The organism is Marisediminitalea lipolytica (assembly GCF_001758465.1).
In the GTDB taxonomy this organism is placed as follows: Bacteria; Pseudomonadota; Gammaproteobacteria; order Enterobacterales; family Alteromonadaceae; genus Alteromonas; species Alteromonas lipolytica.
In genome coordinates, this window is sequence record NZ_MJIC01000014.1 from 387396 (window position 1) to 403822 (window position 16427).

Consider the following 16427-nt stretch of genomic DNA (forward strand, 5'->3'; position numbering starts at 1 on the left):
GGTTAACACGCTGCTAAATCAAAGTGAACGGGGATTTCCACCGCGCCTGAGCGGCCTTCGGGGGGATTAAAATACATAAAGCGAATGGCGTACCGGTATTTGTTGCCGCTTAGGGTAGGGTAATAATCGGTCTCTGCCAGACAACGAACACGTATCAGCTCGTTGCGATCCTCAGCGACGCCCTGAAAAAAACCATTTTGCGCTTCGATGGGCGTAAAGGTCGCGCGTTCGCGCAAAAAGGACAGCGCAATACTGATGGCCTCCTCGGTTAATGCAAAACACATTATCCATTGCTTAACGTCTTCCTGACGCTGGGCTAGCGGACGCTGACACCAGTAGTGTAAATTAGGTAAATCAAAGCTACAGGTACCGCCTGGGATCGCAAAACGCTGGCGTATACTGGCCAGAAACTTATCGTCACGCAGCACAGCGCTAATCTTTTTGCTGACTTTGAGTTTGTCACGAATAGTGATAATGGTTCTGAGCGTTTGTTGCAGCGCTTCATCATCGATATTGGGCAGTTGTGACCAGTGCACAAGGTTTTTTTCGTGAGCGTCGAGGTCTTTGATAATGTCGGTGCGAATATCAATCCGTTCAAACAAATCCAGCAGGGTAAACAGCTGCTCAAAAAAATACAGCGACAGGTTATTATCCAGGCCCGCTGCGCCTAGCTTTAACTGCCCCATTAATTGTTCGATACGCAGGTAGTTACGAACTTTTTCCTTTAGTGGAAATTCGTAGACCGTGGTGGTAGACATTCGGATCCTCTTTAATTATTCCCGTAAGCGTACCAGTACAGCCCGCATTTTACCAATGCATTCGACGGCTACCAGTCAACGTTGCTCTCAGAGTCAGGTAGGAATTACAAAGCCGCTGCGCAGATTTTTCCGGTGATGCAATTACTGATACTTTCTTATTTTTTAAAGTTTTTATAAAACAATGGTTTATGATTTTTTCTCTGGCTGGAACACGGGTTGCATCAGTAGTGTGGCAACGTAACTAAAAGGAGAAACTTATGGCTACATCAAATGCAAAAGCGAACGGTGCGGATACTTCTGGTCACCCAATGACTGACAAGCTGCAGTCCACGCTGCATGAATCTCTGGACACTATCGCTGAAAAAGCGGCTTCTGCTGAGCAGAGCCTGCGTGAGTCAGCTTCTGAGTCTGCCGAAAATCTGGCTGAACGTCGCAAGCTAATGAAACAAAAATGGCTTGGTTCGTCGGTGCGCAACTACGCCGTTGAAAACCCTGTGGCAGCGGCTGGTATTACTTTTGCTGCCGGTATGTTGGTAGCGACCTTGTTAAAACGTGGCAAATAAAGACGGACTAATAGATGAGTGAGTCATCTCTTAACACGTCAACCAAAGCCCGTCAGCGTCAGACCGACACTGACGGGATTGCTGCGGAAGCAAATGCCGCTTCACCGCCACAGGACGACATTTCGGTAGAGGAAGTTGTTGCTGCCATTACCGATCTTATTGAAGCGAAAAAGCTGCAATTCAGTGCTCAGTGGGCGTTAGTAGGGGCAGAAGCAAAACTGTTACGCCAGTCAGTATTGGTTACCGTTCTCGCTACGCTTGCGGCTTTGGGATTCGCCTGTGTGTGTTGGTTAATAATCAACGCAACCGCAGCGGTGATGCTTGGTAATATGGGGCTGCATCCGGCTCTGATTGCTTTGATATTACTGTTGCTAAACGGGGTACTGATGATGATGGCATGGCGGGTTGCACGGGATGCTTTCAGGCATATTTCTTTAAACCCGATTGTTGCCGCAGCAAAAGGAACATCAGCCGCCAAGGCATCAGCAGCGGGCAATAGCGCAACAGAACAGGAGCAAAAACATGACTAACCTGTTTTTAAACCAGGCGATTAAAGAGCGGGATAAATGCAGGCACGAATTTGAAGAGCTTAAAACCCTGAGCCGTTACTGTCAGGAAGATGCCATTACCGCTTCACAACAGTTTTTGGCCACGCCTGTAGGCTTGCTAGGGAGCTTTTCCGCCGGGGCAGTGCAGGGCTGGCACAGTAACGATCCGGAAAAAGCCCATCGTAAACGCAAAGCGCTGTGGCGATTTGCCCGCCTGTGGTTTCAGCAAACCTTGTTATAAAGGGTCTGCATTATGTGTTTTTGCCAGTTTCAGATAGGTTTGATGTAACTGAACAATCTGAGCTTTGGTGGTTTCTATATCGTGGCTGTTATCGATAATATCATCGGCTTCGGCAAGGCGTTTTTCGCGGCTTACCTGCGCCGCCATAATTCCTTTAATAACCGTTTCGCTGCTGCCATCCCGACGCAAAGCACGGGCTAGTTGCTGAGACTCCGGACAGTCGACGACTGCAATGCGGTCGACCATTTTCTGCATACCATTTTCAATCAGTAAAGGTACCGCGAGTACGCCGTAGGGGGAACGAATTTGCTCAATAGCGGCGGCCATGGCCTTGCGGATGAGCGGGTGTAAACAGGCATTTAACCACTGTTTTTGTTCTTCGTTAGTAAATACACACTCACGTAATGCGGCCCGGTTTAACTCACCTGACTCGGTAATCACCGAATCGCCAAAATGCGCTTTAATGGCTTCAAGCCCTGGTGAGCCAGGCGCCACTACATCTCGGGCCACGATATCGGCATCCACAATCTCAATGCCCAGTTCGGCAAAGGTGTCTGTTACCAGCGTTTTACCCGAACCGATACCGCCGGTGACGCCGATTAAAAAAGGTCGCCTGGCAGTCATGCTATTGACCCAGCGCCCACTGGAAATAGGCGGTTTTAATAGGCTCCTGATATAACAGGGTCAGCCAGCCGGCAATAGCCAGGTAAGGGCCAAAGGGAATGGCCAGCTCTTTGCCTTGTTTTTGTCTGATCATTATGGCAATGCCAAACACTGCCCCCACAAAGGATGACAGTAGAATAATAATCAATAATCCCTGCCAGCCGGTAAATGCGCCCAGTGCGGCAAGCAGCTTAAAATCGCCGTAGCCCATCCCTTCTTTGCCGGTAAGTAATTTAAACAGCCAGTAAATACTCCATAAACTCAAATAGCCCGCAGCCGCGCCAATAATGGCACCGGTAGGGCCTACAAATATATGGCTGGTGCTGGCCAGTAAACCAATCCACATTAATGGCAGCGTGAGCTGGTCTGGCAGGATCATTTTATCCAGATCGATAAAGGTCATGGCCACCAGTAACCAGGTAAGCACAATAACCAGTAATGCCTGAACCGAGGGGCCATAGTGCACGGCAGCCCACAATGAAAGGAGCCCGGTAAGCAGCTCGACAAAAGGATAGCGTAAGGATATGCCGGTTTTACACTGGCTGCATTTACCGCCTAAAAACAGATAGCTTAACAAGGGAATATTTTCCCAGGCGCGAATTTTGTGGCCGCATTTAGGGCAGGTGCTGTCAGGCTTGATTAAATCAAACCGTTCTGTTTCGGCAGCGGTTTGTTGTGGATTAAAATAGCTCTGGTATTCCCGTTGCCAGTCACGCTCCATCATAATTGGCAGACGGTAAATTACCACATTAAGAAAACTGCCAACCATCAGGCTGACAATGCCTGCCATGGAATAGAAAAACCATGGTGATGTTAAAGATAAATCAATAATGGATTGCATTGCCTGGATAGTCTTGATGCTAAAGGATAATTCAGCTTTACAGCTTAGCGTTATTGGCGTTAAACAACCATACCCATTTGGAAAATAGGCAGGTACATGGCTACAATTAAGCCACCAATGATTACCCCAAGTACCGCCATAATAAGCGGTTCAAGTAAACTGGTGAGGCCATCTACCATGTCGTCTACCTCGCCCTCGTAAATGGTAGCGATTTTACTGAGCATTTCATCTACCGCACCGGATTCTTCACCAATGGCTATCATTTGCGTCACCATGTCCGGGAATACGTTAGTGCTGCGCATGGCGGAGTTCATCTGAATCCCCCCGGCGACTTCTTTACGAATAAACAAAATGGCATCCCGGTATACAGCGTTGCCGGATGCGCCTGCTGCTGATTCCAAAGCGCCAATCAGAGGAACACCGGCCGCGAAAGTGGTTGCCAGTGTGCGCGTAAAACGAGCGATAGCGGCTTTTTTTAATATTTCGCCAATGACCGGGATTTTGAGCATTTTGCCGTCCACACTGTCCCTGAAGTCTTTGGATTTATTGTGATAAACCTTAAGTACGTAGCCGATCGCGCCCATCCCGGCCAGTAGGAAAATGCCATAATCCTGCACAAAGCGGGAAATGCCCAGTACAAATAAGGTAAAGGCGGGCAAGGTGGCGCCAAAGCTGGAGAATATCTCCTCAAATTGCGGTACTACAAAGACAAGCAGAACGGCGGTAACGATAAACGCGATGACAAGCACTGAGATAGGATAAAACATCGCCTTTTTTATTTTTGATTTGAGGGCTTCGGCTTTTTCTTTATAGGTGGCGACGCGATCGAATATGGTTTCCAGTGCGCCAGACTGCTCACCAGTTTCCACCAGATCACAATATAGGTCGTCAAAGTATTTTGGGTGTTTGCGTAACGCAGTGGATAAAGGCGTACCGGCTTTCACATCATCGCCGATGCGGTTAAGTACTTTTCGCATGGTTGCTTTAGCGTGGCCTGCGGCAAGCATGTCGATAGTTTGAATAAGGGTTACACCGGCGCCCAGCATGGTGGCCATCTGACGGGTGATAACACAGATATCGGCAGCATTGATTTTTTCGCCGCCTCGCCCAAACAAGGGTTTGGAGAGTTTTCTTACTTTGGTGGCCGAAATGCCCCGGCGTCTTAATTGATTCTTCGCTTCCTGAACCGACTTGGCGCTGGTTTCGCCTTTAATAGTCTGGCCTTTGGCGTTTTTTCCCTGCCAGGTATACGTTGTTAGTGCTTGTTCTTTGGCCATAACCCGATTCTCTTAACGCAGAAAGCAAAAAGCCCAGCAGGAACTGGGCTTTTGTGAGGTATATCGATTAGCAGATTGCAGCTGCCTGGCAAGTACCACCTTCTGTCCAGGTAGTCTGACCGTTTGCAAAGTTACCAGTCAGGATGTAGGTCTCGCCGTTCAGACCACCACCAACAACTGCTGTAGCGGTAAGGGTACCTGCTGCTTCATCCCATGCCAGTGAAGCCAGGTTGCCGTATGCTGGTGGTTGAGCAGGAACGCCGTTGCTGCCAAATCCGCAGTTAGCGAAACCGCCTTCGGTTTGGGCACAAATTTCTACCGCAGTTTTGATAGCCTGAGTAGCACCAACTACTTCTGAGAATTTCGCTTTGTTAGTGTAAGTCTGGTAAGCAGGTAATGCTACCGCTGCCAGAATACCGATGATAGCTACAACGATCATCAGTTCGATTAAGGTAAAGCCTTTGTTGTTTTGTTTAAAAGATTTCATGATCACTTTCTCCGGGTCGCAAAAACAATAAAATGTCTGTCATTAATAAAGTTTAAAGTTGATACCTGAGTCGTCGTCACTTACGTCCCCGGTACTTGATTCTCAGTATAGAACCATCTAAGCATCTGACAAGTATTAGGAATTATACTCAAGTCTCGGAAATTGCTACCTATTCGTACAATCCTGCATACCTGTCAGCTTCCAGCTCAGGTAATTCAAGCGGTTGAGGCTTATTACAGATTAATCCGTAAAGACAGATCTATGGCCTTGACATGCTTGGTCAGTGCGCCGGAAGAGATGTAATCCACCCCTAGCGTGGCCAGCGAGGTTAATCTTTCAGACGTAATGTTACCTGATACTTCCAGTTTACAACGTTTTTGCGTCAGGCTCACTGCGCGTTGGATCTGTTCGTTAGAAAAGTTGTCCAGCATCACAATATCGGCGCCTGCTTCGATGGCCTGTTGCAGTTCGTCGAGGTTTTCCACCTCTACCTCTACCGGCTTGCCTGGGGCCTGTGTTTTGGCTGTGCTGATAGCTTCCTGAATGCCGCCGCAGGCCATAATATGGTTTTCTTTAATCAGAAAAGCATCATACAGGCCAATGCGATGATTTTTGCCGCCGCCACAGGCAACCGCGTACTTTTGCGCCAGGCGCAATCCGGGAATGGTTTTGCGGGTATCAAGGATACGGGTATCTGAATGCGCCAGTAAGCTGGCGTAATAGGCCGTGTCGGTGGCTGTGCCAGATAACATCTGCAAAAAGTTAAGGGCAGTGCGTTCGGCCGTTAACAGTGCCCGGGCCGGGCCCTTCAGGGCAACCAGAGTGGTGTTGGCGGTGACTTTGTCGCCATCCTGCACCAACCACTGTTGTTCAATGGTCTCGTCGACCAGACTAAAGGCCAGCTGTGCCCAGGCTACACCGCACACGATGCAGTTTTCACGGGTAATAATGGTTGCCGTGGCCTGTTGCGAGGCCGGGATAAGATTAGCGGTGATATCGGCGCTGGCATCGGGCTTACCGCCGAGATCTTCGGCCAGTGCCTGAATAACTTGTTCTTTAATGCTTTGTTGCGATGGCAATGATTGTTGACTCACAGTAATACTTCTTTTTATAGGGTACGTAGGATGAGGGTTTCCCCTCGTTGGGTGAATTCTAACTGTTTTAGGGCGCTCATACCCAGTAAAATCTGATCACTTTGCATACCAGGATTAATATTGGCCTCTACGTTATGCAGGGTGATTTCGCCAATGGTTAAGCTGGCAATTTCGGTGAGGGTGATACGCACGTTACCGTTGGCTGTTGCAGCATACGCCGAGCGACCACGAGGCAGACTCAGCTCGTCGGCTAGATGGGCCGGTATTGCCACACTGGTGGCGCCGGTATCGATTAAAAAGACCACTGGCCGACCGTTGATGGTGCCGCTAACCACATAATGGCCCTGACGATTTTGTTCCAGACGGATTTCTACCTGCTGGCCGCGCATTACGCTCATAGGGGCCTGATTAGGGTTTTCCTGTTCGTCCAGCAAATCGCCGAATACCAGGATCAGTAAACCAAATAAGCATACCCAGGCAAGAATGAGCATCCATTTTGCTGCACTGCTGGTATCGGAAGTGGGTTGTGTCATTGCTTGCCTCAGGATTGTCTTGCGGCGACTTCGCTGTCAAACTATTGTAATGAAATACTTAAAAAATTCACTACTATGAAGCGTTCTTATTGCTATAAAAATGCCGTGCTGAAGGCATCCCCGTTTTGTGATGACCGTCCGGACGAGTCAGATGTCAGCGTTTTGGTGGTGCACAATATTTCGTTACCGCCCGGTCAGTTTGGCACCAAAGGCGTTGAACAACTCTTTACCGGTACTCTGGATCCGGATGAGCATCCATTTTATGCAGAAATCGCCCATCTTAAAGTGTCGGCTCATTGTGTAATACGCCGTGACGGCACGGTAGAACAATACGTGCCATTTAATAAAAGGGCATGGCATGCGGGCGTTTCGAGTTTTCAGGGGCGGCAAAAGTGTAACGATTTTGCTATTGGTATCGAGCTGGAAGGGACTGATGACCTGCCTTATACGGATGCCCAGTACGCGGCACTGGAGGCGGTGAGCGCGCAGATAATTTCGTTGTATCCGGCTATAACACTGGGCAGAATAGTGGGGCATAATGATATAGCGCCGGGTCGTAAAAGCGATCCGGGCGTGGTATTTAACTGGGCCGGCTATCGCCAGGCACTTAGTAAGCATTTAAAAAGGTGAGAACACCATGGTGTTAATGAGTTTACTGTTGGTTTTGTCGATTGAACGGGCAATTCGTAAACAGCCGGCGTGGCATGTTGAAAGCCATCTGAGTAATTACCTCAACTGGACCCAGGGGCAAAGCTGGATAGCCAGGCAAACCATGCCACTGCAACTGGTATTGCAAATCGCCTTGCCAGTGATTGTGGTCTTTTTGGTAAGTCAGTGGTTATTTAGCGGTTTTATCAGTTTTATTTTGCAAAGTCTTATTTTGTTTTTGTGTCTGGGCAGCGAGCCCTTACGCAAAACCTACCGCTCGTTTTTACAGGCGGCAGAGCGTGGCGACCTGGAAGCCTGCCATTTATATACCCGTGAACTCGGCCACTGTACTAATTTAGAGGTGGCTGATGAACCTGCTGAGCAGGGCAAAAGTTTTGGTCAGCACCTGTTGTGGCTTAACTATCAGCAATATGCGGCGGTTATTTTGTTTTTTACGGCCTTTGGCGCGGCTGGCGCTATGGCTTATGTGACCAGTCGCGAATGTTATCGCCTGTGGTGCGAAACTGATGCAAAGCGCAAGGAATCGATGGCTAAATGGATGCATATCCTTGATTGGCTGCCTGTGCGTATTACAGCTTTCGGCTTGCTGCTAGTGGGGCATTTTTCCCGGGCATTACCGGTGTGGCTGACTTACTTAACGAATCCTGGCATCGCCGGTGAAAAAGTGCTTACTGAAGTTGCAGCACAAGCGGAAGATGTCGATTTTACTACCACGCAGCAGAATGATCCGGCCTGTGAGCCAAAAGCACTGGTAACGCTGGCGAAGCGCAACATTATGTTGCTGCTGGCGGTAATTGCGTTGCTGACCCTCTTGGGCTTTGTTGATTAATCCACTTAATCCATTACTTTTCTAAGGCTGCTTTCGCAGCCTTTATTTTTGGGCCTGAGCTATTGCTGTCGGGCCCTTCTTATCTGATCGATATCACTAAAACCAGGGTACAAACTGGTGGTTACTCAACCAAAGTGACGCTTTATTTAACAAATAGTGCGAATTTTAGTCGGTTAAAGCGCTGAGGCAGCCACATGCTATGCCTGTTTATCGCAGAATATTGGCGATTGGTAATAAAATGCTGCACTGCAAAACAAGGAGTTAAAATAACGGGAATTACCCATTTTGTAATAAAATTACCTCAGAAAGCCCTGTTGAAAGGCTGGTTTAACCAGTGATTGCCATAAAATTTTATGAATAATTTCAAAAGTTAAGTTGTTTGTTACAGATTCTTTATAAAACTTCGTCTATGTTAACTATTTACCTCAGTGATAATCTGCTCTAAACTAATTAGATAGGTAAAATGGTAATACCAATTGTTCGGTGTGCGATAATTCGTTTACATAATGAGCAAGTGGTAAACCACCCATAAACGGAGCCTGCGTTAATCACCATGCAAACTGGCCGCAAAAAACTTGCCGATGTTATCACCGAGCAACTCGAGTCTATGATACTCGATGGCACGTTGTTGGCCGGGCAGCGTTTACCGCCCGAGCGCGAGCTGGCCGAGCAGTTTCAGGTATCCCGTCCTTCATTGCGTGAAGCAATTGGTAATTTACAGGCCCGCGGTTTAGTAGAGCGTAAGCAGGGTGGTGGCACTTTTGTCAGTCGTCAGCTTAATTCGGCGATGACCGATCCTTTAATGGCGCTGATTAGCGGGCGGCCTGAAACCCAGTTTGATTTGCTTGAGTTTCGTCACGCGCTGGAAGGTATGGCGGCGTATTACGCAGCGCTTCGCGGGCAACCGGAAGATTACAGCGCGCTGCGTGAAGCACTCGAGCAAATGCCCACGCCCAAACGCACCGAGTGCAAGCGTGAGCAGGCTGAATGTTTAGGTCGGTTTTACGTAATTATGGCACGGGCATCTCACAACATGGTGTTGCTGCATGTAATGAGCACAATGCAAACCATGCTGGTGGATAACATAGAACGTAACTTTGAAATGCTGGCGTTACACGCCAGTGATGAAGCTGTGCATAACATAGCCGAGCAACGTAAAGAGATTGTTGAAGCCATTGCAAGCCGGGATCCCGAAGCGGCCCGTCAGGCCTGTAATGCGCACCTTGCCTACATTGAGAAAACCTTGTTGGCAATTAATCAGCGAGACAGTCGGGTGCAGCGAGCTTTGCGCCGACTGGAAATTTAACCTCCCGCTAACCCGTTTTTTGTGGTGACGCCGGGAGTAAAAAGCGATTGGGTGCAACACACTGGTTGCCCTGATCAGACAATTTGTAAGGTATTTCATCCACCCTGTGTGCAGCCGTTAGGGGTTGCCACGCCGAGTGTGGATGTTTTTCTATATCAGTAACTATAGGATGGCACCATGAGTGATATGATGCACCAAGATGTTGACCCGCAGGAAACCCAGGAATGGCTGGAATCGTTAGAATCGGTTCTGGAGGAAGAAGGGGTAGAACGCGCGCACTTTTTGTTAGAGTCTCTTATTGAGAAAGCCCGCCGCAACGGTGCGCACCTGCCGTACGACGCTACCACTGCATACATCAATACAATCCCGCCTGGCCAGGAACCAACCATGCCGGGCGACCAGACGATTGAAGGTAGCATTCGTAATGCACTGCGCTGGAACGCGTTGATGATGGTATTACGGGCGTCTAAAAAAGACCTTGAATTAGGTGGTCACATCTCAAGCTTCGCGTCTTCTGCCATGCTGTATGATGTTGGTTTTAACCACTTCTTTAAAGCGCCGAACGACAAAGACGGCGGCGACTTTATTATGTTCCAGGGCCACGTGGCGCCGGGCATCTATTCTCGCGCCTACATCGAAGGGCGTCTGACCGAAGAGCAATTAGACGGTTTCCGTCAGGAAGTAGACGGCCAGGGCCTGTCTTCTTACCCGCACCCTAAATTAATGCCTGAGTTCTGGCAGTTCCCAACGGTTTCTATGGGTCTTGGCCCGATGCAGGCGATTTATCAGGCGCGTTTCCTGAAATACCTGACCAACCGTGGTTTGAAAGATTGTTCTGATCAGCGCGTATGGTGCTTCCTGGGTGACGGTGAAATTGATGAGCCGGAAAGCTTGGGTGCAATTGGTCTGGCATCACGCGAAGGCCTGGACAACCTGACTTTTGTGGTTAACTGTAACCTGCAACGTCTTGATGGCCCGGTACGTGGTAACGGCAAAATCATCCAGGAACTGGAAGGCACCTTCCGCGGCGCAGGCTGGGAAGTGATTAAAGTTATCTGGGGTCGTTACTGGGATCCATTGTTAGCCCGTGACACCACCGGCAAACTGCTGCAGATCATGAACGAAACCGTAGATGGTGAATACCAGAACTTCAAAGCTAAAGGCGGTGCTTACACTCGTGAACACTTCTTTGGTAAGTTCCCTGAAGTAAAAGAAATGGTGTCAAACATGTCTGATGAAGACATCTGGCGCTTAAACCGTGGTGGTCACGATCCGGTAAAAGTTTACGCAGCGTACGATCGCGCGGTAAACACCAAAGGCCGCCCACAGGTAATTCTGGCTAAAACCGTTAAAGGTTACGGCATGGGTGCCGCTGGTGAAGGTAAAAACATTGCCCACCAGGTTAAGAAGATGGACATGGATGCGATTAAACATTATCGCGACCGTTTCAATATTCCGGTATCTGATGACGTGCTGGCTGACCTGCCTTACTACAAGTTTGACGAAGACAGCGTTGAGATGAAATATCTGCGCGAGCGTCGTGAAGCCCTTAAGGGTTACATGCCGCGTCGTCTGGCTAAGTCAACCGAAGAACTTCCAGCGCCAGCGCTGAAGGCCTTTGAAGCGGTAACCAAAGGTTCTGGCGATCGTGAAATCTCTACCACCATGGCTTTTGTTCGCGTACTGACCGCACTGCTGAAAGACAAGCAAATCGGTAAGCGTATCGTGCCGATTATCCCGGATGAGGCCCGTACTTTTGGTATGGAAGGCTTGTTCCGTCAGGTAGGTATTTACTCAAGCCAGGGCCAGAAATACGAACCACAGGATTCTGATCAGGTAGCTTACTATCGTGAAGACCAGAAAGGTCAGGTACTGCAGGAAGGTATCAACGAGCTGGGCGCTATGGCGTCGTGGTTATCTGCTGGTACGTCTTACAGCACCAACGATCTGCCAATGGTACCGTTCTACATTTACTACTCAATGTTTGGTTTCCAGCGCGTGGGAGATTTAGCCTGGGCAGCGGGCGACAGCCAGACTCGTGGTTTCTTAGTAGGCGGTACAGCTGGCCGTACAACCCTAAACGGTGAAGGTCTGCAGCACCAGGATGGCCACAGCCATACTCAGGCAGCGCTTATCCCTAACTGCGTAAGCTACGATCCAACTTACGGCTACGAAGTGGCGGTAATCGTGCAGGACGGTCTGCGCCGTATGCTTGAAGAGCAGGAAGACGTGTTCTATTACCTCACCGTAATGAACGAAAACTACAAGCAGCCTGAAATGCCGAAAGGCGTGGAAGAAGGCATTATCAAAGGTATCTACAAGTTAGAAACCATTGGCCGTGCTAACAGCAAGAAGAAAGTTAAACTGCTGGGCTCAGGTACTATCCTGGAGCAGGTGCGTACTGCGGCAACCAAGCTGCATGACGACTACGGCGTTGCGGTAGAAGTGTACTCAGTACCTTCATTCAACGAGCTGGCTCGTGACGGTCAAACCTGTGAGCGCTTTAACATGCTGCACCCTGAAGCCGATGCCAAAGTGCCTTATATCACTGAAGTACTGAGCGAAGGTTTTGACGGTCCAACCATCACGGCGACCGACTACATCAAGAACTACGGTGAGCAGGTACGTGCCTATGTTCCAGGCTCATACCGTGTACTGGGTACTGACGGCTTTGGTCGTTCAGACAGCCGCGCCAACCTGCGTCGTCACTTTGAGGTTGATGCAGAATATGTAACGTTTGCAGCCCTGTATGAGCTGTTTAAACAAGGCGAGCTGGATGGCAAGACTCTGAACAAAGCCATGCAGGATCTGGGCATTGATCCAGAAAAAACTAACCCGCTGTTCGCATAAGCTCAGGGAGACTGCAAACGATGTCAGACATTAAAGACGTATTAGTACCGGATTTAGGTGAAGATGAAGTTGAAGTCATTGAACTGTGCGTAGCGCCAGGCGATTCGGTAGAAGCCGAAGACGCCCTGGTAACAGTTGAAAGTGACAAAGCCAGCATGGACGTACCAGCACCTTTTGCTGGTACAGTACAAGAGCTGTGCGTAAAAGTGGGTGATAAAATCAGCCACAACGACTTACTGGCTAAGCTTTCGGTAGCGGGTGGCGCAGAAGCCCCGGCTGCTGAAGAAGCGCCAGCGCCTGCCGCGGAAGAAGCACCTGCGGCCGAAGCTCCGGCAGCCGAGGCGAAACCGGCAGCTGAACAAAGCACCGGCGGTAGCGAAACTATCGAAGTTACTGTGCCGGATATCGGCGACGCTGCCGATGTAGACGTAATCGAAATTCTGGTGAAAGCCGGCGATACCGTTGAAGCCGAAGATGGCCTGATCACCCTTGAAACCGACAAAGCAACCATGGACGTACCGAGCCCTAAAGCCGGAAAAGTGGTTGAAGTAAAGGTTAAAGAGGGTGACAAGGTAAGCGAAGGTTCTTTGGTATTACTGCTTGAAGTAGGCAGTGCCGGCGGTGCATCTGCCGCGCCTGCAGCAGAAGCTTCATCCGCTGAAGAAGAAATTGAAGTAACCGTACCAGACATTGGCGATGCATCAGACGTTGATGTTATCGAAATTCTGGTTGCCGAAGGCGATACCGTAGCGGTTGAAGACGGTCTTATTACTCTTGAGACCGACAAAGCCACCATGGATGTACCATCACCTAAAGAAGGTGTGGTAACCAAGTTACTGGTTAAATCCGGTGACAAAGTGTCGAAAGGCGACAAGGTATGTATGCTTAAAGTGGCAGGTAGCGCCAAACCAGCGCCTGCTAAGTCAGAAAGTGCTGCGTCTGCGCCTAAAGCGGATAGCGCGCCAGCTGCCAGCAAGCCTGCAGAACCGAAAAAAGCACCTGTGCCGCATCATCCTTCGGCCGGTACCAAGCCAAAAACCGGAAAAGTGCACGCCTCACCATCGGTGCGTCGTCTTGCCCGTGAATTTGGTGTGGATTTATCAGAAGTACCTGGCAGTGGTCCGAAGAACCGTATTCTTAAAGAAGACGTTCAGGCCTATGTGAAAGAAGAGCTGTCTCGTCCGCGTACCACAGCACCAACTGCTGGTGGTGGTAACGGTGGTGGCCTGCAGGTACTGGCACAGCCAAAAGTTGATTTTGCCAAGTTTGGTGAAATTGAAGAGAAGCCGCTGACCCGTATCCAGAAGATTTCCGGCCCGAATCTGCATCGCAACTGGGTAACTATCCCACACGTAACGCAGTTTGAAGAAGCGGATATCACCGATCTGGAAGCGTTCCGTAAAGAGCAGAATGCCATTGCTGAAAAGCGCAAGCTGGGCGTAAAAATCACTCCGCTGGTGTTTATGATGAAAGCGGCGGCCGATGCACTGCGTGCTTACCCGATCTTCAACACCTCACTGGGTGAATCAGGTGAGACCCTGATCCAGAAGAAGTACATCCACATTGGTATTGCCGTGGATACTCCGGGAGGCCTGGTAGTACCGGTAGTGCGTGATGTTGATAAGAAAGGCATTTACGAAATTTCCGAAGAGCTGATGGAAATCAGTAAAAAGGCCCGCGACGGTAAGCTTAAAGCTGCCGACATGCAGGGCAGCTGTTTTACCATTTCCAGCTTAGGTGGTATTGGTGGTACGGCGTTTACGCCAATTGTAAACGCACCGGATGTCGCTATCCTTGGGGTATCGAAATCTGATATCAAACCGAAGTGGAATGGTAAAGAGTTTGAACCTCGCCTGACCGTACCTTTATCGTTGTCATACGACCATCGTGTTATTGACGGCGCGGTCGCAGCAAGGTTTGCTGTACACTTGAAGTCAGTACTGGAAGATTTACGCCAGTTAATTCTGTAAATCATTGTTCGCCCTGCTTCGTGCAGGGCGAATCGTAATCTGAATTAGAGAGTTTACCTTTACTGCTGTGACGCAGCTAGTTACAATTCAGACACTTACATTCGTATAGAAACAGGACAGATTTGAGGTCACGATGAGCGAAATAAAAACGCAGTTAGTGGTATTAGGCGCCGGCCCTGGCGGCTACTCAGCAGCCTTCCGTGCAGCTGATTTGGGAATTGAAACCATTCTGGTTGATGCCAGAGAAACCCTTGGTGGTGTATGCTTGAACGTAGGATGTATTCCTTCCAAAGCCCTGCTGCACGTTGCTAAAGTGATGAAAGAAGCCAAGCACCTGGCCAGCCACGGTGTGTCATTTGGTGAGCCTGAAATCGATCTGGATAAAATCCGCGCTTATAAAGACGGCGTTGTTAGCCAGCTGACCAAAGGTCTGGCGGGCATGTCTAAAATGCGTAAAGTTAAGCACGTTCAGGGTTACGGTAAATTTACCGGTGCAAACACCCTGGAAGTAGAAGGTAAAGACGGTAAAACCACTATTACTTTCGACAACGCGATTATCGCTGCAGGCTCTGAGCCGGTATCTCTGCCGTTTATTCCTGAAGATGACCGTGTAATCGATTCAACCGGCGCACTGGAAATGAAAGACATTCCAGAGAAAATGCTGGTACTGGGCGGTGGTATTATCGGCCTGGAAATGGGTACTGTTTACGAAGCACTGGGTGCACAAATTGACGTGGTTGAGTTCCTTGACCAGTTAATCCCGGCGGCTGACAAAGACATCATGAAAGTGTTCATGAAGACCTACAAAGAAAAATTCAACGTTATGCTGGAAACCAAAGTAACGGGTGTTGAAGCGAAAGATGACGGCATGTATGTTTCTTTTGAAGGTAAAAATGCACCTGCAGAGCCAGTACGTTACGACAAAGTGTTAGTAGCGGTTGGCCGTAAGCCTAACGGTGCACTGATTGCGGCGGATAAAGCAGGCGTGAACGTTGATGAGCGTGGCTTTATTGCTGTTGATAAGCAAATGAAAACTAACGTTGGCCACATCTACGCGATTGGTGACCTGGTTGGTCAGCCTATGCTGGCGCACAAAGCGGTACACGAAGGCCACGTAGCGGCAGAAAACATTGCTGGCAAGAAGCACTTCTTCGACCCACGTTGCATTCCATCAGTAGCCTACACTGAGCCAGAAGTAGCCTGGGTTGGTTTAACTGAGAAAGAAGCAAAAGAGCAGGGCGTAAGCTACGAAACAGCGACATTCCCATGGGCGGCTTCTGGTCGTGCGATTGCGTCTGACGCAACCGACGGTATGACTAAAATGATTTTCGACAAAGAAACTGGCCGTGTTATCGGTGGTGCCATGATTGGTACTAACGCCGGTGAGATGCTGGGCGAAATCGGTTTAGCTATCGAGATGGGCGCAGATGCGGAAGATGTAGGTCTGACTATTCATGCTCACCCAACGTTGAACGAGTCAATTGGTCTGGCATGTGAGATCTTCGAAGGAAGTATCACCGACCTGCCAAATCCTAAGGCTAAAAAACGCTAAAGCGAAGAAACGCCTTAGCGTTTCTTCGTCCCGGAATCGCCAAAGGCGATATCCGGGACCCCCTAAAAAGGTTGTCTCACTGCAGACAACCTTTTTTGTTTGCCTCATAAAAAAAGCCAATAACATTATCGTCATCCCCGCAATCAAAACAAACCCGTCATCCCTGCACGCTCCTCCTTCGTCATCCCCGCACGCTTTTGAGCGGGGATCTCCGGAACAGGCTGGCTCACTACGGACAACCTTTTT

At 49.3% G+C, this 16427-nt stretch carries 16 protein-coding genes; 9 read left to right on the forward strand and 7 right to left on the reverse strand.

The annotated features are described in order from the left end of the window. Positions 1-2 precede the first annotated feature (2 nt). Positions 3-758 carry a cell division protein ZapD gene (zapD, locus tag BFC17_RS12780; protein ID WP_070176863.1) on the reverse strand — a complete coding sequence of 252 codons (756 nt, stop codon included), beginning with the start codon at positions 756-758 and terminating at the stop codon, positions 3-5. Positions 759-1015: 257 nt separating this feature from the next. Here zapD and BFC17_RS12785 point away from each other — a divergent pair, with 257 nt between their 5' ends. Genes BFC17_RS12785 through BFC17_RS12795 form a run of 3 tightly spaced genes read left to right on the forward strand, consistent with a single transcriptional unit; the run spans position 1016 to position 2110 of the window. After that, positions 1016-1321: a DUF883 domain-containing protein gene (locus tag BFC17_RS12785; protein WP_070176864.1), complete on the forward strand. Its 306-nt coding sequence runs from the start codon at positions 1016-1018 to the stop codon at positions 1319-1321. A 14-nt stretch (positions 1322-1335) separates the two neighbouring features. After that, positions 1336-1851 carry a hypothetical protein gene (locus BFC17_RS12790; protein ID WP_070176865.1) on the forward strand — a complete coding sequence of 172 codons (516 nt, stop codon included), beginning with the start codon at positions 1336-1338 and terminating at the stop codon, positions 1849-1851. Beyond that, entirely contained in the window at positions 1844-2110 is a 267-nt protein-coding gene (locus BFC17_RS12795; RefSeq protein ID WP_070176866.1) for a hypothetical protein, read from the forward strand. Before BFC17_RS12790 ends, BFC17_RS12795 begins: the two co-directional genes overlap by 8 nt. Here BFC17_RS12795 and coaE read toward each other — a convergent pair. The 6 genes from coaE to BFC17_RS12825 all read right to left on the reverse strand — a co-directional run bounded on the left by coaE (position 2105) and on the right by BFC17_RS12825 (position 7005). Then, positions 2105-2734, reverse strand: coding sequence for a dephospho-CoA kinase (coaE, locus tag BFC17_RS12800; protein ID WP_070176867.1), 630 nt, complete (start codon positions 2732-2734; stop codon positions 2105-2107). The genes BFC17_RS12795 and coaE overlap by 6 nt on opposite strands. Before the next feature lies 1 nt (position 2735). Next, positions 2736-3614: a prepilin peptidase gene (locus tag BFC17_RS12805; protein ID WP_070176868.1), complete on the reverse strand. Its 879-nt coding sequence runs from the start codon at positions 3612-3614 to the stop codon at positions 2736-2738. Positions 3615-3673: 59 nt separating this feature from the next. Next, positions 3674-4891 (reverse strand): type II secretion system F family protein, encoded by a 1218-nt coding sequence (locus BFC17_RS12810; RefSeq protein WP_070176869.1) that lies wholly within the window; start codon positions 4889-4891, stop codon positions 3674-3676. 67 nt (positions 4892-4958) lie between these two features. Beyond that, positions 4959-5378: a pilin gene (locus tag BFC17_RS12815; RefSeq protein WP_070176870.1), complete on the reverse strand. Its 420-nt coding sequence runs from the start codon at positions 5376-5378 to the stop codon at positions 4959-4961. A gap of 233 nt (positions 5379-5611) precedes the next feature. After that, on the reverse strand, positions 5612-6472 hold the full coding sequence (gene nadC, locus BFC17_RS12820) for a carboxylating nicotinate-nucleotide diphosphorylase (RefSeq protein WP_229680938.1): 861 nt from the start codon (positions 6470-6472) through the stop codon (positions 5612-5614). 14 nt (positions 6473-6486) lie between these two features. Then, positions 6487-7005: a retropepsin-like aspartic protease family protein gene (locus BFC17_RS12825; RefSeq protein ID WP_070176872.1), complete on the reverse strand. Its 519-nt coding sequence runs from the start codon at positions 7003-7005 to the stop codon at positions 6487-6489. Positions 7006-7080: 75 nt separating this feature from the next. On the opposite strand from BFC17_RS12825, the gene ampD reads away from it, so the two are divergent. The 6 genes from ampD (at position 7081) to lpdA (ending at position 16181) form a co-directional block, all read left to right on the forward strand. Continuing rightward, on the forward strand, positions 7081-7635 hold the full coding sequence (gene ampD, locus BFC17_RS12830; protein ID WP_070176873.1) for a 1,6-anhydro-N-acetylmuramyl-L-alanine amidase AmpD: 555 nt from the start codon (positions 7081-7083) through the stop codon (positions 7633-7635). 7 nt (positions 7636-7642) lie between these two features. Continuing rightward, on the forward strand, positions 7643-8503 hold the full coding sequence (gene ampE / locus BFC17_RS12835; RefSeq protein WP_070176874.1) for a beta-lactamase regulator AmpE: 861 nt from the start codon (positions 7643-7645) through the stop codon (positions 8501-8503). Positions 8504-9056: 553 nt separating this feature from the next. Then, the gene (locus tag BFC17_RS12840) at positions 9057-9809 is read left to right on the forward strand and encodes a GntR family transcriptional regulator (protein WP_070176875.1); all 753 of its coding nucleotides are present in this window, start codon (positions 9057-9059) and stop codon (positions 9807-9809) included. Between the two features lie 177 nt (positions 9810-9986). Further along, positions 9987-12659, forward strand: a complete 2673-nt coding sequence (gene aceE, locus BFC17_RS12845) for a pyruvate dehydrogenase (acetyl-transferring), homodimeric type (protein ID WP_070176876.1) — start codon at positions 9987-9989, stop codon at positions 12657-12659. A gap of 20 nt (positions 12660-12679) precedes the next feature. Next, positions 12680-14629 (forward strand): dihydrolipoyllysine-residue acetyltransferase, encoded by a 1950-nt coding sequence (gene aceF / locus BFC17_RS12850; RefSeq protein WP_070176877.1) that lies wholly within the window; start codon positions 12680-12682, stop codon positions 14627-14629. Between the two features lie 133 nt (positions 14630-14762). Further along, positions 14763-16181, forward strand: a complete 1419-nt coding sequence (gene lpdA, locus BFC17_RS12855) for a dihydrolipoyl dehydrogenase (protein ID WP_070176878.1) — start codon at positions 14763-14765, stop codon at positions 16179-16181. The last annotated feature ends 246 nt before the right edge of the window (positions 16182-16427 follow it).